The following is a 20,474-nucleotide window of genomic DNA, read 5'->3' as shown; positions in this document are numbered from 1 at the left end:
TGTCTTAAAAGTCTGCTTGGGACAGCCGTGCGCGTGTAACCCCGGCGGCTACGTGCACGGTGCCGGTGAAGTTTGAGGGGAGGGGCGCCGCAGGGGGCGTCCCAAAGAAAAGCTATTCGGCCTCAACCACTAACTCGGCGGCACCGTCCTCGAGTAATGCTCTGCCTATGTCGGTGCCTATGGCTCTGGCGGCGTCTATGCACTCGCGCCAGCGGGGCTCCTCGGCAGCGGGGAATCCCTCGTCCGCAGTCGGATCCGGAATGTCGAAGACGGCCTCGCCGCTGCGCACCAGCTTGCGGGAGCCATTCATGGCGAACACTCCTCCGAATACGCGCAGGACGTAGCGCTGCTCAGAGTCTTCTGTGCCTTCAGTACCTTCTGTACCTTCCTGCTCCACCCACTCAGAGTATGCGGCAACCGGCGCGGTGCAGCCAGCCTCCAGGGTGGAAAGCACAGCCCGCTCGGCCACAGCGGCCATGTGGCTGGGCAGGTGATCCAGGTGGCGGACGGCCTGCCAGGCGGCCTCGTCATCCGCACGGACCTCCACGCTCAACGCACCTTGCGCGGGCGCGGGCATGATCGTGGACGGGTCGATCGACTCCGCGGCGCGGTCCAGCTGGCCGACGCGCTCCAGGCCCGCGCGGGCCAGAACCACCGCGTCCAGGTCCTTTTCCGTCCGCCCCATGCGGGTATCAATGTTTCCGCGCAGCGGCATAAGCTCCAGGTCCGGGCGCACCGCGCGGATCTGGGAAACGCGGCGCGGTGCGGACGTGCCCACCTTGGCACCCTGCGGAAGCTCCAGCAGGGGCTGGTTGTCCCGGCTGACCAGTACCTCGCGCGGGTCCACCCGGCGCGGGACGACAGTACGGAAACGCGGATCCGGGGCGGTCGGCAGGTCCTTGAAGGAGTGCACGACCACGTCGCACTCGCCGGCTTCCAAGGCCTTGCGCAGCGTTTCGGTAAACACACCCACGCCGATCTGCGCGACCGGGGTCTGCGCCGACTGGGAGGCATCGCCCGGGGTCTGCACCAGATGCAGCTCCGCCGCGTAGCCAGCGGATTGCATCCCGGCGCGTACGTGGCTGGTCTGCGTTGTAGCCAGTGCGGACCTACGGGTGCCGATCAGGAAAGTGCGGCCGTCATCGGCCGCTCGGTTAGCGGCGTTGGTGGCATTAGCGCCATTAGACGTTGCGGACATGAAAAGTCTTAAGCCTCCTTCGCTACCTGGCCAATGCGGGTAGCGCTTGGAATTTGATCGGCACGGGCAGAGGTTCCCGCGGTCTGGGCCGGCCTGGTGTCGGTCTGCCCCGGCTGGGTCACCGAATCCACCATCCCGTTGGGCAGGTTGAACAAGGCAGCCAACGCATCCGGGTAGCTGACCTGCTGGCCGCCGGCGGAAAGCTTCTTGGCCTGCACCGTTGGGGTGTGCAGCAGCTTATCCACCACGCGCTTCATCGACTTGACCACAGCCGCGCGGTCGGCCTCCGACATGTCGGGGGTCAGCCGCTCCAGCGTCATCAGCTCTTCGGCCATGACCTCCCCGGCCTTCTGCCGCAGGGCCTTGACGGTGGGCACCACGGACTGCGCGCGTTGTTGCTCCAGGAAACTCTGCAGCTCGTCGGCCACGATCTCGCGTGCCGGGTCTTCGTCCTGCACCCGATCGCCGGCCATCGTCGTGAGCTCCTCGATATTCAGCAGCTTCACGCCGTCGATGTCCGCCACGGAACGCTCGATGTCCGCAGGCATGGAAAGATCAATCAGCACCTTCGTACCAGCTGCCCCCGTGGCCGCGCGTACGTCCCGCTCGGTAACCACATTGCCCACCGCGCCGGTTGCGGAAACCACAATGTCCACGGCACTCAGACAGTCTGCCACCCCGTCCAGTGGCACGGCGGAAGCATCCACCCCTGCCTCACGCGCGTGGTTCACCAGGTTCTCCGCCCGCGACAGCGTGCGATTAGCTACGGTCACGTGGTCGATACCCAGTCTGCCCAGGTGGGTGGAAGCCAGGGATGCCATAGCCCCCGCACCAATAATCAGCGCGCGGTGGCCGGCGAGGGGTTGGGACGAGGGGGCGTCATCCACAACAGAAGAAAGAGCACGTGCGGGCTCCATGAAGCGCAGCGCCTGGTCCACGGCGAAAGACACCATGGAGGCACCCGCCGAATCGATGGCGGTTTCGGAGTGCACACGCTTACCCGTCCGCAGTGCGCGCTGCGTCAGGTCGTGGAGTGTGCGCCCGACCGTGCCCGTCTCGTTGGCAGACTGGTAGGCGCTGCGCAGCTGACCGATGATCTGCTGCTCGCCGATGACCATCGAATCCAGGCCAGAGGCGACCTTCAACATGTGCTCGGCCGCGGAGTCTGCGTAATGCACGTACAGGTGCGGCTCCAGTTCGGTCGTCTCCAGCCCAGAGAACTGCGCGATCGTGTCCACCACATGATCCAGGCCGGAGTGGAAGGCGTTGGCGACCGTGTAGAACTCCATGCGGTTGCAGGTGGAAAGCACCAGCGATTCCGAGATCAAGTCGTTATCCACCAGCGATAGCTGCATCTTCGGCAGGTCCGCATCGGCGACCGTCGCCTGCTCCAGCATGGTCACCGGAGCCGAGCGGAAAGACAGTCCGACCAGCAACACCGACGCGGAACCAGTCCGGGTGCTACTACTCATATGTCTTCATGCCTCCTGCGGGGATCACTTGGGGAACGGCCGCGTGCGGGGCTAAACCCCCCAAGTAGTTACGAGTGTCTACGGTAGCCCTTAACCCACCCCGTTGCCAAAACGAGTTCGCGGGGCTGCTATATAGCGCCTATACAGTGCTCTAGTCCTGCTCCAGCGCCGCGATCAGCTCGTCATCGTCGATTTCCCAGCATGCGACCTCCTCGTCGTCGACGAGCACTACGGGCACGCGGTCGCCGAACTCTTGTGCCAATTCCTCTTTTTCTTTGGTGACGCCACCACGATCCAGCTCGATCACTTCCACCGTCGTGCCGAAGCGCTGTGCGATAGGCAGTATTTGCTGGTGCACGCGGGCGCAGGAGCCACATGTCGAGCGGCTGATCAGCTGCACTCGTGCGGGCCGGGCTGGCGAATTACTGTCAGAGTTCACGGCCTTCCATGCTACCCGCCGCACAACTTCGGACTAATAGCTCTCGGCAGCGCCCTGGTCGCACTTTCGGGGTAACTTAATGTGTGTGAATGCAGCGCCTGATCTAGAACCTTCGAACCACCCCACCCCGGCTCCTGGCCGGAATGCGGGTGAGCACGCGGGTCTACTGGCAGAATGGCGCGATATTATCAGCGAGTGGCGCGGCTACCTGCGCGCACTGTCCCTGACGACGCAGTCCTTCCTCCGCGAGTTCCGGGAGGAACGCTTCGGCAAATCCCGGCGCAAAAAGAACTCAAAAGATGCTGAACGTGTGGCGGCGGAGAAAGTGGCGTCCCAACCCAAGAAACACGAGCACCCCACCCAAACGACACAAAACCTGCAGGTCGGGTACGGCACCGGCGCTCCACAAGCTCTCTGGGAGCTCAGCGAGGCGCAGCTGGATCAGCTGGCGCACAGCTACGAGATCGAGGGCGACCAGCTGCGCACCGGGCTGGCCAACCTGGAGGGCGCGGGGCTGTCGGCAGAAAAGCCGCGGCATCTGGACCACCCCGACCCCTCGATCCCACAGGATGCCGGAGTCGGCGCGTTCTTCGACGTGGATAACACGCTGATCAAGGGCGCCTCGATCCTGCTCTTCGCCCGCGGACTGGCGAAACGGCGCTTCTTCACCGCCCGACAGCTGCTGGGCTTTATCTGGGTGCAGATGAAGTTCCGGGTACTGGGCAAAGAAAGCGCGGACGACATTTCCAGCGGCCGGGAGCAGGCGCTGGCGCTGGTGAAGGGCCGCAAGGAATCCGAGGTCATCGACATGGCCCAGGAGATCTGGGCGGCGACGATCGCGGAGCGCATCTTCCCGGACACCAAGGAGCTGGCCGACATGCACATTCAGGCAGGCCAGCAGGTGTGGCTGGTGACTGCCTCGCCGGTGCAACTAGCGCAGATCATCGCCAAGGAGCTGGGATTCACCGGCGCGCTCGGCACCGTGGCGGAGGTGAAGGACGGGCGCTTCACCGGGCGGATGGTCGGCCACATGCTGCACGGTGAGGAGAAGAAGCACGCCGTTATCGCCCTGGCCAACTACGAGGGGCTGGATCTGCAGCGCTGCACCGCATACTCGGATTCCGTGAACGACCTGCCGATGCTTTCCACCGTGGGCACGGCCGTGGCGATCAATCCGGATTCCAAACTGCGCAAGGCAGCACTGGAACGCGGCTGGGAGATCCGCGACTACCGGCGGGTGCGCCGCGCGCTCCGCCGCATCGGCGGGGCGCGGCTGGCGGCGGGGGCTGGCCTGCTGGGACTGGCCGGCGGAGCGGGCACGTGGGTGCTGAAGCGGCGCTAGGGTTCGCCAGGCGGCGATAAAGCTCGCCGGGAACGCAAAAACCCACCGTGGCCACGCCCCTTTTTGAAGGGCGCCTGCGGTGGGTTTCTTTCTATATGCGGCAGCGGAAGGCTACTTACCGAGCTTCCTACGCTGAACGCGGGTCCGGCGCAGCATCTTGCGGTGCTTCTTCTTGGACATGCGCTTGCGGCGCTTCTTGATGACAGAACCCATGGGGTAAGCCTCGTTTCTCTCGGTTAGTTATCTCTTCAGGTTAAAGGTCTGCTCCCCCACCGCCGGACCTTATACGGCGGTAGAGAAGATGTGTCCTCGGATGCACGCTGCCTGCCACAAGGGGCTGCCGTTATGGGCTGCCGCGCAAGAGTTGCTTCACATCCGTAGACACGAATGTTCCACAGTTTAGCCCCCAGCACCCTGGAGAAACAAAAATCCCCCATCACCGGGCGGGTGGCTCAGGCCACCTGGCTCCGAAAATGGGGGACTGTTGCGTCTCGCTGATTAGCCGGTCTGGCCGGGGTTGTACTCGGAAGCTCCGAGGTACGCCTCAACAGCGGATCCACGAACGCGGAAGTTGCGGCCGACCTGTACGGCGGGCAGCTCCTCCGAGTGGATGAGACGGTAAACAGTCATCTTCGACACGCGCATCAGATCGGCGACCTCTGCGACGGTCAGAAATGTTCCATTTTCGGTGTTAGCCATAGATCATCACTTTCTTTGCGCTCTCATGCGCTGCAGGCTTCCCCTCCTGCAGGACTTCACACGTGATCGCTCGCGAACCATCATAACGTGAACCATGTGAATAATGTGCAACAAGGGTGACTATTGAGGGCAGATTGCTCCTTGTGGCCTACGCAACTCGAGGTGCCACAAGCCCACGCCTGTTACCGAGCGTGACCGGATTGAACAGGCGTGATTTGTGTTAAACCGTTGTGTCTAAAAAGATCACTGTGGTCGCTCAGAGAGGGGCAGAAATTAACCCCATTTGGGCGGAGCGCGCGTCCACGTGCCGGACGCAGGCGCGCTTAGTTATCGCCGTTAGCTCCATTCGCACCAGGCTTCGGCGCACCCAGTTCCTCGGAGCGGTCCTTACATGCCTCCATGGCACGGAAGAACGCTCCACGGATGCCGGACTCCTCCAACTCGCGCAGAGCCGCCGCAGTGGTTCCTCCGGGGCTGGTGACCTTGGTGCGCAGAACGGACGGCGTATCCCCGCCCTCTGCTAGGCTTCGGGACATCATGGTGGCCGCGCCTTGCACGTTGGCGATGGCCAGCTTCTCCGCCAGCGGACGGGCGAGCCCCAGCTGTACGGCAGATTCGATCATGGCTTCCACGACCAGGAAGATGTATGCCGGGCCGGAACCGGAGACGGCCGTGACTGCGTCCAGCTCCTTTTCCTTAACGATGACGGCCTCGCCGACCTTGGACATGATGTCCTGCACCGTATTCAGCTGATCCTCTTCGGCAAAGCGACCACCGGCGATGCCGATTGCACCCTTGCCAACCAGCATCGGGGTGTTCGGCATGGTGCGCACAACGGTGGTACCTGCGGGCAGCGCGGACTCCATGGTGTTGATGGTCACGCCCGCCGCCAGGGAAACCACAATCGTGTCCTGAGAGTTGCTGTCCAGCACCTCGGCCACCTCGTCCAGCACGATGGGGACGATGTTGGGCTTCACGCAGATGAACAGGATGTCGGTGCCTTCGGCGGCCTCGCGTCCCTCGCGGGCGGTGACCATGCCGTACTTATCCTTCAGCTCGTCCAGCCGCTCCTGCGACGGATCCGCGACGATGATCTTCTTTGCGTCTGCGGCACCTTCGGTGTCCGCAACGATTCCGGCGAGCAGGGCTTCGCCGATGTTTCCTCCGCCAATAATTCCAATTTGAGTCATATAAACCAGCGTGCCAGGATTGGCGGCTTCCTGCTACCCCGCCCGTTCCTAGCCCCCAGGTTCTAGTTCCCCCGAACTTTCGCTAGTTCCCCACAAAACCCAAAGGACGCTGGTTCCCCAACCAGCGCCCCGCTCACGTCACAGGAGACTTCTTACAGCCCCTGGATTAGTCGTGGCCCGATCGTCAGCACCAAACCAACGACGGCGGCCAGGATCATCAGCAGCTTGTCGCGGTGCCGCAGCAGCGCGTGCACCAACCCGACCAACAGCAGTGTCACTGCGATGGCCAGCACCAGCGCCAGAACCGCCGGGGCCTTGGCCCACACCAGGCTGAAGCCGAAGAACACGCCCACACCCACGGCGATCGCCAGGATCGCTTGCAGGATCATCATGGGCCAGGAGATCGTATCGTCTTCGTACTCGACAACCTCTCCGTCCTCGAGGGATTCCTCGAGCTGCGCGAATTGTGCCCGCTCGTCACTGGTTGCCTGCGACTCCGACTTGACGTCTACCTTGTCAGCATCGTCCGCCTCAGTCGACTTAGCAACCCCAGCGGCGCCGACTGCTCCGGCTCCGCCCGCTGCCGCTGCCGCGGCGACCCCGGCCTTGCCTGGCTTGTCTGCCTTGGTTGTCTTCTTGGCTTGGGTCTCGGTCTTCTTTGCCTCAGTTTTCTTTGCCTCAGCCTTCTCAGCCTCTGGTTTTACCGACGGCTCCTTCTTGGCCTCCGGCTCCGCCTTCGGCTTTTCGGCTACCTTGCCACGCGCAACTTCGCCGAAGGTCAGCTTTTCAGCCTCAGCATCCTTGACGTCCTTGACATCCTTGGAGCCCTCGACTTCCTTGGCAGCAGCAAGCTGGCCGGTCTGTTCCTCCGGGCGCTCCAGAATGCGGCTTACGGAACGCTGATCCGGCTGGGGCTTCTTGCCCTGTTTCTCGGGCTGTGCCGCCACAGTGTCCTTGGCGGCAGCCTTCGGAGCGGACTTATCCGCAGGTTTATCTGCAACCTTGGCCGCAGGCTTATCTGCGGCCTTGGCCACGGACTCATCCGAAGCTGCGTCGTCCTCGGTCTGGACTACCGGTATGGAACCCGTCAGCTCGGCAACGGAAACGCCGCCCTCCTCCAAGTTGCGGTGACGGCGTCGACGTCGGCCAGTGTCAGCAGAACCTAGTTCGCGCCCGTTGCGGGCGAGAAGTTCGGCGACTGTCAGCTTCTCACTCATCCATTGATCCCATCACTTGATCACTTGCAGCGCAGTCTCAACTGCCCCCAAGCGTCACTTTAAACATATGTCTTCAAACACACTACTTTACTCGCCTACATATAGGCAGAAGCAACTGGCGTTACTTACGTCAAATCCGGATTATGGTCGAGCTGGCGGAAGATCACACCCTCGCGCAGCGCCCACGGGCACATGTGCAAAACCTCAATGTCCAACTTGCGCATCGCCGCCTCGGCCACCAGCGCGCCGGCAACGACCTGGTGCGAACGCTCCGCACTCACACCCTCCAACTCCGCCCGATCGGCGGCAGTCATGCGGGAAATAAAAGCGATCAGCTGTCGCAGGCCGGCCTGGGTCAAGGTGCGCTTTACTCGCGGGCCAGCCGAAGAAGGCGCCGCACCCGTCAGGCGCGCCAGCATCCTAAAGGTCTTGGAAGTGCCCACCGCCAAGTCAATGTCGCCAGAATCCAGCAGCTTTTCCACCGGATCATTCAACTCTTCGTCGATGAACTCCCCCAGCTCCGCAACCTTCTTTTTAGATGGCGGGTCGGTATCGAACCATTCGCGGGTCAAGCGCCCCGCACCCAGGTTCACGCTGCAGGCGACATCTGGATCCTCGTCCATGCCAATAGACATCTCCAAGGAGCCGCCGCCAATATCCAGGTCGCAAATGCGCCCAGCGGACCAGCCATACCAGCGCCGTACTGCCAGGAACGTCAGCCGCGCTTCCTCGTCCCCCGATAGGATCCGCAGGCGCACGCCAGTTTCATTCTCTACCCTGTCCAGCACTTCCTCGGAATTCTCGGCCGAGCGGAGCGCAGAGGTAGCAAAAGGCAGCATGCCCTCGCAACGGAACTGCTCCGACATCTCCCTGGCCAGCGCCACCCCATTGAGCAGCTTCTCCTGCCCCTTTTCGTTGATGGCCCCCTTCTTATCTAGGTATTCCACCAAGCGCATGGGAGTCTTCCAATTGCTCATTGGAGTCGGCGGCCCACCGCGCTGTGCGTCGACGACCACCAGATGAACCGTATTGCTTCCTACGTCAAGCACACCTAATCGCACGCACCCTAGCCTAATGGGTCTACGGTGGAACACGTGAATGAAACGTCTGCGGAGATCGAATCGGGCACCTCGAACAACGAGCTAGCCACCGGCTATCCGGAAGGCACACCCGCTGACCTATCCATCCGCGCGGGCCACGAAATGCCCGCTGACCATGCCCGCGAATGGCTGGAGTTCATTGACCCCGCCGATTCCGAACACATCGTCCAGGTGGATCTCACGTGGTTGCTGTCCACGTACCGTTGCCGGTTCGGCACGGAAGCCTGTTTAGGTATTGACGCCGCGAATCCGGACGTCGGCTGTTGCACCCACGGCGCATTTCTCACCGACGAAGACGACCGCGCGACCCTGCGAGATGTCGCGGAGAAGCTCACGGCGGAAGAATGGCAGAACCGCCCCGCGGAGATGGATGAATGGGAAGCGAAGGGGCGTCCACAAGAAAAAAGCGGCGACGATATCGAACCGTGGCTCGAATGGGACGAGCTAGAAAACGACGAGGGCGAGATGGAGCCCGCGTTGAAGACCGTGACCACAAACGGGGCGTGCATCTTCGCCAACCGCGAAGGGTTCCCCGGAGGCCGCGGGTGCGCACTGCACGCCTGGGCGCTGCGCAACGACGTCGAACTGACCGTGGCGAAGCCCGAAGTGTGCTGGCAGGTGCCGCTGCAGCGACTCGAAGACCGGGAAACCCGGCCCGACGGGGTGGAGATGCTGCGGACGACCGTCACCGAATACAACCGCCGCGGATGGGGCGACGGCGGCGAGGACTTTGACTGGTACTGCTCCTCGGACCCGAACTGCCACGCAGGCGGCGAGGCGTTGTGGCGCACCGGGCGCGAAGAGCTGACGGAGCTGATCGGCGAGGAGGCCTACGAAGTGCTGGCTGCGCACTGCGAGGAGCGGGAAAAACTCGCGAAGGTCTCGCCCAGCGGGTTTCCTCTGCTGTCGATCCACCCGGCGACGGCCGAAGCGCGGCGACGCGGGATTTAGGCGGGGTTAGGCCTCGAACTTGTAGCCCAGGCCGCGGACGGTCACCAGAATCTCCGGGCGAGAGGGGTTGCGCTCGATTTTGGAGCGCAGTCGCTTGATGTGCACGTCCAGGGTCTTGGTATCGCCGACATAATCGGCGCCCCATACACGGTCGATCAGCTGGCCGCGGGTCAGCACACGGCCGCTGTTGCGCATGAGGTACTCGAGCAGATCGAATTCCTTGAGCGGCATAGGAACCTTCTGCCCATCGACGGTGACGATGTGGCGCTCCACGTCCATCATCACGCGATCCTCCTGCAGCACCAGGCCGTCGTCGGCGGGAGCCTCGACCTCCACCTCACCGCCGCGGCGCAGAACAGCGCGGATGCGGGCGATCAGCTCGCGGGCGAAGTAGGGCTTGGTCACATAATCGTCGGCGCCGAGCTCGAGGCCCACGACCTTATCGATCTCACTGTCACGAGCCGTCACCATAATCACCGGCACGCTGGAGGTCTGGCGCAGCTGGCGGCACACCTCGGTGCCGGACATTCCGGGCAGCATCAGATCCAACAGGATGATGTCAATGTCTTCCGCAGCGAAGGTATCTAGCGCAGTGGGACCGTCCGGGGCCATGAAGACCTCGAAACCTTCTTTTTTCAGCAAGAATGCCAGAGGTTCCGCCAAAGACTGCTCGTCTTCGACAATCAAAACGCTCGTCACAGCTGCTCAATAACCTTTCAAAGAAAAATTTTTAAAGCTACAGAAAACTATCCGCCACTATCGTAACGTGCCCGCAGGCTTTAGGGAGTATCAACCCTCAAGACACCCAGTTCACTGGGGGATTACCGGAAGATAACCCGAAGGTCATTATTTGTCCTCTATGTCTGGCCCTGTACCTTCTGTGCCCAATGGACCAGTTATGCCTTCTGTGCCCTGCGCGACATCCAAGCGCCGCGCATCCGGAATAACCGGAATTTCGCCGCTCGGCAGCTCCTTAACCTTACCCTCCTGGAAGCGTGGGAGCTCCAAAGTAAAGGTGGAGCCCGTCCCTAGGCGGGACCACAGGGAAACACTGCCACCGTGGTTGGCCATCACATGCTTCACGATGGCCAACCCCAGGCCCGTGCCGCCTGTGTCGCGCGAGCGAGCCTTATCCACGCGGAAGAACCTCTCGAACACGCGTTTCTGATCATCCTGGGAGATGCCGATGCCCCGGTCCGTTACGCGGATGGTCACGGTATCACCGTGTGCTTCGCGGGAAATAGAAACGGGCGAGCCCTCCGGCGAATAGTTGATGGCATTGGTCAGAAGGTTGGACACGCTGGTGACCAGCAGCCCCTTGTCACCCTTCACCATCGCCCCGGAACGTTCGTCTTTCACCAGGTCGATATTGCGCGCTTCGGCTGCCAGTCGGCAGCGATCAATCGCGTCCTCGACGATCTTGTCGATGCTCAAGACCTCCAGGTCCGGCAGCGATTCCGCACCCTGCAGCTTCGACAGGCTGATCAGCTCGGTAATCATCTGGTTCATGCGGCGCACTTCAACGATCAACTTCGAGCCGAAGTATTCCACGGCTTCTTCGTCGTCACGCACCGACATGAGGGTCTCCACCAGCAGCGAGATCGCCCCCACCGGTGTTTTGAGCTCGTGGGAGACGTTGGCCACGAAGTCTCGGCGGGCGGACTCCATGCGCACGGATTCGGAATCGTCGGTGGCGTACACCACCGCAAAGCGGTCATCCGCGAGGGAGAGCAGCTGAACCTGCCCGGCCACTGCAATGACCGGACGGTTGCTGCGCCTCGGCGGGGGTAGGAAGTTCAGCTCACGTGGCTCCTGGTCGGCGAAAACCCGCTCCACCATCCTCCACGCTTCGGCGTTAAGGTTCCGCTCGTGCACCAAACCCAATTCGTGAGCGCGTGGGTTGGAAAGCACCACGTTGCGTTTGCGATCCACAACCGCCACCGCGTCGGGCGAAGACTGGATAGCGAAGTGCAAAACCTGCGCCACCGTGGAAACACGATTGCCCTCGAGCTCCCTTTGGGTGTGAGTGTTGCGCTGAGCCTTCACCCGCTTGCGGTAGGCCCACATGCCGAATGCGCCCAGACACACACCGACAATCAGCCCAAAGAGCAGCCCAAGGGCAACCCCTGAGGTTAGAAATCCCAAGGCAAAAATCCCAAGGCTAAGACTTAGCCCGGCTCTTACTTAGCCTGGCCCTGTGCAGCGACTGCTGCGGCACCCGCGGCGGCTGCCTCCGGGTCCAGGTAGCTGCCGCCAGGGTTCAGAACCTTGCCGTCTGCGTCGATGCGGTAGACCAGCGGGATACCGGTCGGGATGTTCAGGCCCGCGATGTCCTCGTCGGAGATTTGGTCCAGGTGCTTAACCAGCGCACGCAGGGAGTTGCCGTGCGCAGCAACCAGGACAGTCTCGCCGTTCTTCACGCGCGGCTCGATCTCTTCCTCGTAGTACGGGATGAAGCGCTTGACGACGTCCAGCAGGCACTCGGTCGCCGGGATCTCGGGCAGGTCGGCGTAGCGCGGGTCGTTGGTCTGCGCGTACTCGTTGTCAGCGTCGATGGCCGGCGGCGGAGTGTCGTAGGAACGGCGCCAAGCCATGAACTGCTCTTCGCCGTACTTGTCCTTGGTCTCTGCCTTGTTCAGCCCCTGCAGCGCGCCGTAGTGGCGCTCGTTCAGGCGCCAGTCGCGCACGACGGGGATCCAGTGACGGTCCGCCGCGTCGAGGGCGATGTTGGCGGTGGTGATGGCGCGGCGCAGCAGGGAGGTGAACAGGATGGTCGGCTCCAGGCCGGCCTCCTTGATCATCTCGCCGCCGCGAACTGCCTCCTCGCGGCCCTTGTCGGTCAGTCGCACGTCTACCCAGCCGGTGAACTGGTTGGAAGCGTTCCATTCACTCTGGCCGTGACGCAGCAGGATCAGATTTCCGTGGGAGTTATTTTGCTCGCTCATACTCCCAATTCTGCCATGATGTGCGCCCGCGCGCCCCTGGATTCGGCAGCCCCCGCGCTTATTCTGCCTATTCGTCCGAATCTGCTTCTGTTTCTTGCGCTTCGCCTTGCTCACTGCCGTCAGCACCATCGCGTTCCGTGCCGTCGCTGGTGCCGTCTAGGTCGGGGGTGCTGGGGCTCTTTGCTTCGGACGCCAACTTGGATCCCGGTGGCGGCGCCAGCAGCTGGACCTCCTGTTCGGAAGGCTTGAGGTGCGTGAAGGCCGCGAGGTTCATAGTCGGTTCGCCACGGGACAGGCGCCATGCCCACTCGTGGCGGATGGAGGAGGCGAAGCCGCGCTCCAGGATGCGGTTGAAGTCCGCATCCGCCCGCTCCAGGACCTGCCCCAGGATCCGCTGAATGTCCTCGCTGCTGGTGTTATCCGAGAACTGGCCGACCAGGTAGATGTCGCTGTTCCGGTCCAGTGTGTAGTGCACTCCGAAGCTGCGGCGGTTGGCGTGCAACAGCAACTTGTAGACCTCTTCCTGGCCTTCCTCCACCGCGCGGCAGACAAAAGCCTCCACGCGAAACATGCCGTCCTGCGGGATAAAGATGCAGTTTGTCTTCAGGCGCTTCTCGCCGGGCAACACGACCACGATGTTGCCGTCTTGCCCGGCCGGCCCCTCGGGGAGGGTGTACTCGACTTCCGCTTCGTCCAGAAGTTCACAAATCCTTGTGCGATCCATATGCCCCAAACTACATTTCCGCCTGCCCCGGCGCAGTCACCTTGGATTTCCCCGGTTCTACCCCGCGGGCTGGCGCTCCCCACGGTGGCCTGCGGGCGGCAGCTCTTCGTACAGCTTGTACAGAGCTTCCGCGGAAGCCTGCCAGGAGAACTTAGCGGCGTGGCTCGGGGCATACTCCCCCATTGCGATGCGCAGGTCGTCGTCCAACACCAGCTTGCCCAGCGCATCGGCCCAGTCGCCCGCATCGTGGCCGTCCACCAGCAGGCCGGACTTCTGATCCTCCACCGCGATCGGCAGGCCGCCGGTGCGCGTAGCCACGACAGGCGTGCCACACGCCTGCGCCTCCAGCGCCACTAGGCCAAAGGACTCGTTGTAGCTGGGCACGGCCACGATGTCCGCCGCCCGGTACACGCCCACCAGTTCCTCGGGCGGGCGCGGAGCAAGGAAACGCACGCAGCGGCTGATCCCCAGCTCCTCGGCCAGCAGCTGTAGTCGCTCCAGCTCATTGCCGCCTGCCCCGGAGGATCCACCGCAGATCACCACAGCCAGCTGCTGTTGGGGGTGCCTGTTCAGCAGCTCCGCCACTGCTCGCAGCAATACCTGCGTCCCCTTCAATCGCTGCAACCGGCCGACGAAACCAATGACCTTCGTACGGAAGGGAATGCCCAGTTCACGGCGGGAACGCTCGGTCGCACGATCCGATCCAGGCGTGAAGCGATCCACGTCTGCCCCCGGTGGGACGACTCTGATCGCGCACGTGGTGGCGTCATAACCCTCAATAAGATCCTGCACCTCCTGGTCCGTGTTTACGATCAGCAGATCCGCATTGTCCACGATCTGCTGTTCGCAGATGCGGCGCGATTCCGGCTCGCGCGAATCGCCATCGGCCAGGGAATTGTTCTTCACCGCCGCCAGCGTGTGCGCCGTGTGCACCCAAGGAACCTGCCAGAGGTCGCGCAGCAGCCACCCAACCTGTCCGGAGAGCCAATAGTGCGAGTGGATCAGGTCGTAGCTCACCCCCTCCTCGCGACAAAAGGCCAGGATAGAGCCCGTAAACGCCGCCAGCTGAGTAGGCAGCTCTTCCTTGGACAGCCCCTCGTACGGCCCGGCCACACAGTTGATCACCCTTAGCCCCGGGCGGACGTTGACTACCTCGCCCTGTAAAGGCCGGGTCGCCCGGGTAAATACATCGACGGTGACGCCCCTACGTTCCAGCTGCTCAGCAATGTTTTTAACGTACACGTTCATCCCGCCGGCGTCCCCCGTGCCGGGCTGCTCGAGGGGTGAGGTGTGCATGGAGATCATAGCGACGCGCATACCGCCCAAGCTTAGCCAGGTTAGAGCGGGGCTGGGGCGCAGGTTGCGTCCACAAAAGTTTTGCTTAATTCCCCCAAAGAAAACAAGAAAGTTAGATAGGGTGCCAAAGTAACGTGCATCACGTTTTGAAGACTGTTTCTAAAGACCTAAGGGATCTACATGACTGACACCGAGCGCCCAGAGGGAACGGCCTGGAAGGACAAGCCTTACCTGAAGTACTACGCGGAATGGACTCCGCACAGCCTGGAGTACCAAGACGACACCATGGCTAAGCTTCTCGACCGTACTGTCGCCGAACACTCGAGCGCCGACATCCTGGACTTCTTTGGCCAGACGACGACCTACGGAGATTTCCTCAAGCAGGTCAAGAGTGTTGCCGCCGGCTTGCGCGAGCTGGGCGTGCGCCCCGGCGACCGCGTGGCAGTAACCCTGCCGAACTGCCCGCAGCACCTGATCACCATCTTCGCAGTCCACAAGCTGGGCGGCGTTGTGGCAGAGCACAACCCGCTGTACACCGCCCGCGAGCTAGAGGGCCCCTGCAAGGACCATGCAGCGAAGGTTGCTGTGGTCTGGGACAAGATCGCTCCCATGTTCCAGGAACTTTCACGCACCACTCCGCTGGAGAAGATCGTCAGCGTGAACATGATTGACGCGATGCCACTGGTGAAGCGCCTGGCTCTGAAGCTACCGATCAAGTCAATCAAGGAAAAGCGCGAGCAGCTGCACGGCGAGGCGCCGGGCACCATCCCGTTCTCTCAGCTGCTGAGCGCCAAGTTCGGCGGCGATGGATCCGACATCGAAAACTGCCCGGAGACGAACCAGGACTCCCCTGCGTTCATCTTGTTCACCTCCGGCACCACCGGTAAGCCGAAGGGTGCGCAGCTGACGCACGGCAACGTCATGTCCAACGTTGTCCAAGGACAGTCCTGGATCAGCGGCATCGGCGAGCGCGGCCAGGAGAAGTTCCTAGCCGCCCTGCCCCTGTTCCACATCTACGGCCTGACGCTGACCGCCGCACTGGCCGTATCCACTGGCGGCAAGTTGCTGCTACTACCGAAGCCGGAGATTCCGCTGATCGTGGATCAGCTGAAGCGCGAGACCCCCACCTATATGCCGGGTGTGCCCACTCTGTACGACAAGATCCTGGCTGCCGCCGAAGAGCACAACCTGGACCTGCGCGGAATCGCCAACGCCCTATCCGGCGCAGCGCCGCTGCCGGTGCACACCACCCTGGAGTGGGAGAAGAAGACCGGCGGTAAGATCGTGGAGGGCTACGGCCTGACCGAGTCAGGCCCCATCCTCGTGGCCAACCCTGTCACCCCGGAGCGCCGCGCGGGCTACATCGGCATCCCGTTCCCGGATACGGAAATGCGCGTGGCCGACCCGAACGACTTCAGCAAGACCATGCCGGACGGCGAACCAGGTGAACTACTAGCCCGCGGCCGCCAGGTTTTCCACGGGTACATCAACATCCCGGATGAGGATCAGCCATTCTACGAAGACTGGTTCTGCACTGGTGACATGGCCGTGATGGAGCCGGACGGGTTCATCAAGATCGTCTCCCGTATCAAGGAAATGATTATTACCGGCGGGTTCAACGTCTACCCCGCCGAGGTGGAGGAGTTCCTGGAGGAGCACGAGCAGATCCAAAAGGCCGGCGTGGTTGGCCTGCCGCAGGACGACGGCTCCGAGGAGGTTGTCGCCGCAGTTGTCCTGGCGGACGGTGTGAGCGAGGCCGACTTCAACGAGGAGGCGATCCGCGAGTGGGCTCGCGAGGGCCTGACCCGCTACAAGGTTCCACGCCGTTACTTCGTCATCGACGAGATGCCTGCCGACCTGATCGGCAAGATCCGCCGCCGTGAGGTTAAGGACCTGATCATGACGATGCTATAGGCGGACGCTTCCCTTCTTCTAGACCTTCCCGAGTTCGGCAAATACGCCGGGCTCGGGTTTCGGCTTTCTTGGCACCCCAATAAACCACCTTTAGGCCCCAGAATTACCCGAATTAATATTGTTCCGAAAACAATAATGTAATCTGTATCACATGTGCGGGTCCGGGTGCTTCACCATCCACGCACCACTCGCACGCCAACTAGTTACGAACTGAATACCATCCCCACACCATCGATACGCACAGGAATGCAGGTGAGTCGACGATGACAACCACGCAAACCCCAGCGCACTCAGCCAAAGGTGCTGCCGCCTCCACTAGTACCTCCCCCGGCGCAGCCCAGGCCAAGCGCCCGCCCGGCTGGAAGGACTCCAAGAAGTACGCCTGGACTTTCAGCCTCTTCCCGGCGGCTATCCCGCTGATCGTGTGGGGCGTCGTCTCCTGGCTGAAGGCCATCAACGGCCCCGAGCTGCTGATCCATATCACCTGGTGGGCCGGCCCCATTGCAGTGTTTATTCTGATCCCACTGGCCGACGTCATCCTAGGCCGTGACGGCGAGAACGTACCGGAGGAGTTCGTTCCCTGGCTGGAAGAAACCAAGTACTACCGAGTGGTGACGTACCTCTATTTCCCCATCATGCTGGCCAGCCTCATTGCCTGCTGCTACCTGTGGACCAGCTCGGATCTGTCGATGATCGACCGCCTGGGCCTCGCCTGGTCTATGGGCATGAGCTCCGGCATCGGCATCGTCGCCGCCCACGAACTGGGTCACAAGAAGGGCAGCTTCGAGCGTTGGATGGGCAAGATCACCCTGGCTGTCCCCGCCTACGGGCACTTCTACATCGAGCACAACAAGGGCCACCACGTGAAGGTCGCCACCCCGGAGGACCCGGTGAGCTCCCGCATGGGCGAGAACGTCTACACCTACCTGGTTCGCTCCATCCCCCACCAGATCCCGCGCGCCTGGAATATCGAGAAGAAGCGCCTGGCACGCAAGGGCAAGTCCCAGTTCCACCTCAGCAATGAGGTGCTGAACGCTTGGCTGGTTACCGTGCTGGTCTGGGGCGGGCTGTTCATCGCCTTTGGCATCTACATTCTGCCGTGGATGTTGATCCAGGCCGTGCTGGGCATCGCCTTGCTGGAGTTCGTGAATTACCTGGAGCACTATGGCCTCTTGCGGCAGATGCAGCCGGATGGCCGCTACGAGCGCTGCACCCCGGAGCATTCCTGGAACTCCGACAATCTGACCACCAATATTTTCCTCTATCAGCTTCAGCGCCACTCGGATCACCATGCGAACCCGACGCGCCGCTACCAGTCGCTGCGTTCGGATGTGAAGGCTCCGGAGCTACCGGCTGGCTATGCGACGATGATCGCCATGGCTTCGATTCCGCCGCTGTGGTTCAAGGTCATGGACGGTCGCCTAATGAAGCACTACAACTACGATGTCTCCAAGGCGAATGTCCTGCCTGGCAAGGAAGAGAAGCTGGCTGCGAGGTGGCAGCGATGAGCACGACCGCCCCAACCGGAACCTCCATCAACCCGCCCAATCCAACCATCCACTATGTGCTTAGTGGCGCGGGCACGGCGGTCGGCGCTTTCTTCCTCCTACTCGCGGTTTTGGGTTTGTTCGGCGCGCCCGCTTTGAGCAACGTCGTACCTTGGCCGCTGGTAATCAGCCTCTTCTTCCTTATCCCCGGGATCGCCGGCTTGTGGCGCGGCCCCGGCCAGCCTTCGACGTACGAAATCCCTCGTCCGAAGCAGCGCAAGTTCACCGACAAGAATCGCGCGGCCAAGGCTGCTTCTTCTTAGTGTTCTTCTTATTGACGCCCCTAGCCCCCACCCCAACCACCTCAACTCAAGCGAAGGAGTTTCCCCATGTCCGTTTTCCAGTGCCCCGTCTGTGACTACCGATTCGATGAGGCCGTAGGCGATCCCGCAGAGGGCTTCGACCCCGGCACCCCGTGGTCCGAGGTGCCGGATGACTGGTTCTGCCCGGACTGTGGCGTCCGCGACAAGGTCGATTTCGGGCTGGTCGGCTAGTCCCAGCTACTCAGTGGAGACCGGCTAGTTCCAGCTGCCTGGCTAGCCCCGACTAGTCCCAGCTAGTCGATGCTCACGCCGACCCAGATCGGCTCCGGCTCCAGAACTACTCCGAAGGCATCGCGCACTCCGGCTCGCACAGCGCGCGCCAGCTCCACTACATCCGCGCTGGTCGCGGAACCACGGTTGGTCAGGGCCAGAGTGTGCTTGGTGGACAGGGAGGCGCGATCATTCCCCGGCACGTGCCAGCCCTTTGCAAACCCGGCGCGCTCGATGAGCCACGCCGCCGAGAACTTGAACTGCGGCTCGCCCGCACCGGCCCCACCAGCATCAGCGCCCGTGCCAGTCCCAGCACCCGCGCCAGCGCCGGTTCCAGCGTCGGCGCCACCAACACCACCGCCGGCCTTCACCGGGTACAGGGGCATCGACTCCGCCTCGGCCTCACCGCACTTCTCCCGCACAGCGGCCACTACCGCATCGCGCGCCTCCTCGCCGGTGACAATCGGGTTTGTGAAGAAGGATCCCGCCGACCACGTATCGTGGTCCGCCGCATCCAGAACCATGCCCTTGCCCGCGCGCAGTTCCAGCACGGCCTGGCGCACGTCCCCAGCGGGCCGACGGATCTCCCCGGCGGCGGCCTCATCCGCATCCACGCCCAAGCGCCGCGCCAGCTCGCCGAAGCGCAGCGGCACGCTCAGCCCGTCGGTGGTCAGCTGGAACTCCACGGCCGTCACCACGGCCCGCGAGGTGAACTTCAGGTTCGAGTAGCGATACCCCAAGTCCAGGGCAGACGGTTCCACCCACTCGAGCTCCCCGCTCGTGCGGTCGTACAGCTGCACGCGCCGCAGCACCTGCGCAACCTCCGCGCCATACGCGCCAACGTTCTGCACTGGCGTGGCACCCACGGAACCAGGGATCCCGCTCAGGCACTCCAGCCCTCCGAGCCCAGCCTCCACCGTCGCGGCCACCAGCTGATCCCATTCAACTCCGGCAAAGGCTCGCACCACGCCGGTCTCGCGGTCGATCGTCACCGCTGTCTCGCCTGTCGCGTCACCGTCACCGTCAACGTCTGCGCTATCGCCTACGTCACCTTCGCTCGCGCTCAACAGCACCACAACCAGCTGGGATACTGCATCCCCCTCGCCCACCACGAGGTTCGACCCGCCGCCGACGACAAGCAGTGGCTGCGTGTGGGCGTCCAGAAAAGAAACGACCTGGGCAACAGCCTCCGCCGAAGAGCATTCGACAACCCCGGCAGGTGCGGCGCCGATGCGCAGGGTGGTCATTTCGGCGAAGGAACGGCTGGTCACACGGGTGCCGGGGATGGAAACCGGGTCGGCACTGGTGCCACTGAGGCGCTCCAGAAGGCGGCGTACGCGTTCTTCGGACGTGAAATGTGCGTTATTTGTCGAATCAGTCACATCACTAAAGGTAGTCTGTTGGCATGACTACTCACAGCGAGAACACTGCAACGATTAACTTCCCCATTGAAAAGGTCTACGAGGCACTCTCCTCCGCAAACTACTGGGCCTACGAAGTCGAGAACATCGGCGACGAGCCAGGCGAGGTAAACTCCTTCACCCCCGAGCCGATCGAGGCCGTGCTCTTCGAGCTGCTGCCGAAGTCCGCTCTGCCGGAGGCCGTGCGCGGCATGGTTTCCCAGGATCTGAAGCTCAAGCGCGTCGTCGAGTTCGGCCCGCTGGCTGACGGCACCACCACCGGTAAGGTCAACGCGGAGGTCAAGGGCGCACCGGTTTCCTTCTCTGCAGATGTCACCCTGAACGGCTCCGGCGACTCCACCGAGCTGAAGGCCGACTGCGCCGTGGACGTGAAGATCCCGATGATGGGCGCCGTCCTGGAGCCGAAGGTTGCCGAGTGGGTGGAGGAATTCTTGACCCGCGAGGCCGCCCTGATCCAGAAGTGGATCAGCGACAACGCCTAAAGCC

21 protein-coding genes are annotated in these 20,474 nt (G+C 62.6%); 7 read left to right on the top strand and 14 right to left on the bottom strand.

Annotated elements, in window-relative coordinates:
- Positions 1–112 precede the first annotated feature (112 nt).
- From hemC to QKE30_RS06790, 3 genes are all read right to left on the bottom strand, one after another.
- Positions 113–1,198: a hydroxymethylbilane synthase gene (gene hemC, locus QKE30_RS06800; protein WP_347934423.1), complete on the bottom strand. Its 1,086-nt coding sequence runs from the start codon at positions 1,196–1,198 to the stop codon at positions 113–115.
- 8 nt (positions 1,199–1,206) lie between these two features.
- The gene (locus QKE30_RS06795; protein ID WP_239198880.1) at positions 1,207–2,670 is read right to left on the bottom strand and encodes a glutamyl-tRNA reductase; all 1,464 of its coding nucleotides are present in this window, start codon (positions 2,668–2,670) and stop codon (positions 1,207–1,209) included.
- Positions 2,671–2,821: 151 nt separating this feature from the next.
- Positions 2,822–3,109: a glutaredoxin family protein gene (locus QKE30_RS06790; protein WP_239198883.1), complete on the bottom strand. Its 288-nt coding sequence runs from the start codon at positions 3,107–3,109 to the stop codon at positions 2,822–2,824.
- An 85-nt stretch (positions 3,110–3,194) separates the two neighbouring features.
- Between QKE30_RS06790 and QKE30_RS06785 the strand changes: the two genes are divergently transcribed.
- Positions 3,195–4,451, top strand: a complete 1,257-nt coding sequence (locus QKE30_RS06785; protein ID WP_239198886.1) for an HAD-IB family hydrolase — start codon at positions 3,195–3,197, stop codon at positions 4,449–4,451.
- A 111-nt stretch (positions 4,452–4,562) separates the two neighbouring features.
- Here the strand turns inward: QKE30_RS06785 and QKE30_RS06780 are convergent, their stop codons facing one another.
- From QKE30_RS06780 to QKE30_RS06760, 5 genes are all read right to left on the bottom strand, one after another.
- On the bottom strand, positions 4,563–4,664 hold the full coding sequence (locus tag QKE30_RS06780) for an AURKAIP1/COX24 domain-containing protein (protein WP_003855542.1): 102 nt from the start codon (positions 4,662–4,664) through the stop codon (positions 4,563–4,565).
- Between the two features lie 285 nt (positions 4,665–4,949).
- The gene (locus tag QKE30_RS06775) at positions 4,950–5,150 is read right to left on the bottom strand and encodes a helix-turn-helix domain-containing protein (RefSeq protein WP_005292138.1); all 201 of its coding nucleotides are present in this window, start codon (positions 5,148–5,150) and stop codon (positions 4,950–4,952) included.
- A gap of 323 nt (positions 5,151–5,473) precedes the next feature.
- The gene (gene proC, locus QKE30_RS06770; protein WP_239198889.1) at positions 5,474–6,340 is read right to left on the bottom strand and encodes a pyrroline-5-carboxylate reductase; all 867 of its coding nucleotides are present in this window, start codon (positions 6,338–6,340) and stop codon (positions 5,474–5,476) included.
- 152 nt (positions 6,341–6,492) lie between these two features.
- Positions 6,493–7,557, bottom strand: coding sequence for a hypothetical protein (locus QKE30_RS06765; RefSeq protein WP_347934422.1), 1,065 nt, complete (start codon positions 7,555–7,557; stop codon positions 6,493–6,495).
- Positions 7,558–7,682: 125 nt separating this feature from the next.
- A complete protein-coding gene (locus QKE30_RS06760; protein ID WP_239198895.1) occupies positions 7,683–8,618 on the bottom strand; it encodes a Ppx/GppA phosphatase family protein in 936 nt (311 codons plus the stop codon).
- Between the two features lie 141 nt (positions 8,619–8,759).
- Here QKE30_RS06760 and QKE30_RS06755 point away from each other — a divergent pair, with 141 nt between their 5' ends.
- Positions 8,760–9,608: a hypothetical protein gene (locus QKE30_RS06755; RefSeq protein ID WP_255717094.1), complete on the top strand. Its 849-nt coding sequence runs from the start codon at positions 8,760–8,762 to the stop codon at positions 9,606–9,608.
- Positions 9,609–9,614: 6 nt separating this feature from the next.
- On the opposite strand, the gene QKE30_RS06750 is transcribed toward QKE30_RS06755, so the two are convergent.
- The 5 genes from QKE30_RS06750 to mshA all read right to left on the bottom strand — a co-directional run bounded on the left by QKE30_RS06750 (position 9,615) and on the right by mshA (position 14,594).
- Entirely contained in the window at positions 9,615–10,307 is a 693-nt protein-coding gene (locus QKE30_RS06750; RefSeq protein WP_239198901.1) for a response regulator transcription factor, read from the bottom strand.
- A 147-nt stretch (positions 10,308–10,454) separates the two neighbouring features.
- Positions 10,455–11,753, bottom strand: coding sequence for an ATP-binding protein (locus tag QKE30_RS06745; protein WP_239198904.1), 1,299 nt, complete (start codon positions 11,751–11,753; stop codon positions 10,455–10,457).
- Positions 11,754–11,788: 35 nt separating this feature from the next.
- Positions 11,789–12,553 carry a phosphoglyceromutase gene (locus QKE30_RS06740; RefSeq protein WP_239198907.1) on the bottom strand — a complete coding sequence of 255 codons (765 nt, stop codon included), beginning with the start codon at positions 12,551–12,553 and terminating at the stop codon, positions 11,789–11,791.
- A gap of 67 nt (positions 12,554–12,620) precedes the next feature.
- Entirely contained in the window at positions 12,621–13,277 is a 657-nt protein-coding gene (locus tag QKE30_RS06735) for a YbjN domain-containing protein (protein WP_239198910.1), read from the bottom strand.
- A 57-nt stretch (positions 13,278–13,334) separates the two neighbouring features.
- Positions 13,335–14,594 carry a D-inositol-3-phosphate glycosyltransferase gene (gene mshA, locus QKE30_RS06730; protein WP_347934418.1) on the bottom strand — a complete coding sequence of 420 codons (1,260 nt, stop codon included), beginning with the start codon at positions 14,592–14,594 and terminating at the stop codon, positions 13,335–13,337.
- Between the two features lie 159 nt (positions 14,595–14,753).
- Between mshA and QKE30_RS06725 the strand changes: the two genes are divergently transcribed.
- The 4 genes from QKE30_RS06725 to QKE30_RS06710 all read left to right on the top strand — a co-directional run bounded on the left by QKE30_RS06725 (position 14,754) and on the right by QKE30_RS06710 (position 18,528).
- Positions 14,754–16,487, top strand: a complete 1,734-nt coding sequence (locus QKE30_RS06725) for a long-chain-fatty-acid--CoA ligase (protein ID WP_347934417.1) — start codon at positions 14,754–14,756, stop codon at positions 16,485–16,487.
- 263 nt (positions 16,488–16,750) lie between these two features.
- Positions 16,751–17,995 (top strand): alkane 1-monooxygenase, encoded by a 1,245-nt coding sequence (locus QKE30_RS06720; protein ID WP_347934416.1) that lies wholly within the window; start codon positions 16,751–16,753, stop codon positions 17,993–17,995.
- The gene (locus QKE30_RS06715) at positions 17,992–18,297 is read left to right on the top strand and encodes a hypothetical protein (protein WP_347934415.1); all 306 of its coding nucleotides are present in this window, start codon (positions 17,992–17,994) and stop codon (positions 18,295–18,297) included. The genes QKE30_RS06720 and QKE30_RS06715 overlap by 4 nt, the downstream gene beginning before the upstream one ends.
- A 66-nt stretch (positions 18,298–18,363) precedes the next feature.
- Complete coding sequence (locus tag QKE30_RS06710; protein WP_347934414.1) at positions 18,364–18,528, top strand: rubredoxin; 165 nt, start codon at positions 18,364–18,366, stop codon at positions 18,526–18,528.
- A 62-nt stretch (positions 18,529–18,590) separates the two neighbouring features.
- On the opposite strand, the gene QKE30_RS06705 is transcribed toward QKE30_RS06710, so the two are convergent.
- Complete coding sequence (locus QKE30_RS06705; protein WP_347934413.1) at positions 18,591–19,949, bottom strand: UDP-N-acetylmuramate dehydrogenase; 1,359 nt, start codon at positions 19,947–19,949, stop codon at positions 18,591–18,593.
- A 23-nt stretch (positions 19,950–19,972) separates the two neighbouring features.
- Here QKE30_RS06705 and QKE30_RS06700 point away from each other — a divergent pair, with 23 nt between their 5' ends.
- A complete protein-coding gene (locus tag QKE30_RS06700) occupies positions 19,973–20,470 on the top strand; it encodes a DUF2505 domain-containing protein (RefSeq protein ID WP_005292171.1) in 498 nt (165 codons plus the stop codon).
- The last annotated feature ends 4 nt before the right edge of the window (positions 20,471–20,474 follow it).

Origin of the sequence: Corynebacterium sp. c24Ua_83 (assembly GCF_039907245.1) — a bacterium.
Lineage (GTDB): Bacteria > Actinomycetota > Actinomycetes > Mycobacteriales > Mycobacteriaceae > Corynebacterium.
The sequence above is the reverse complement of the archived record's forward strand: the minus strand, read 5'-3'. Positions and strand labels throughout refer to the sequence as shown.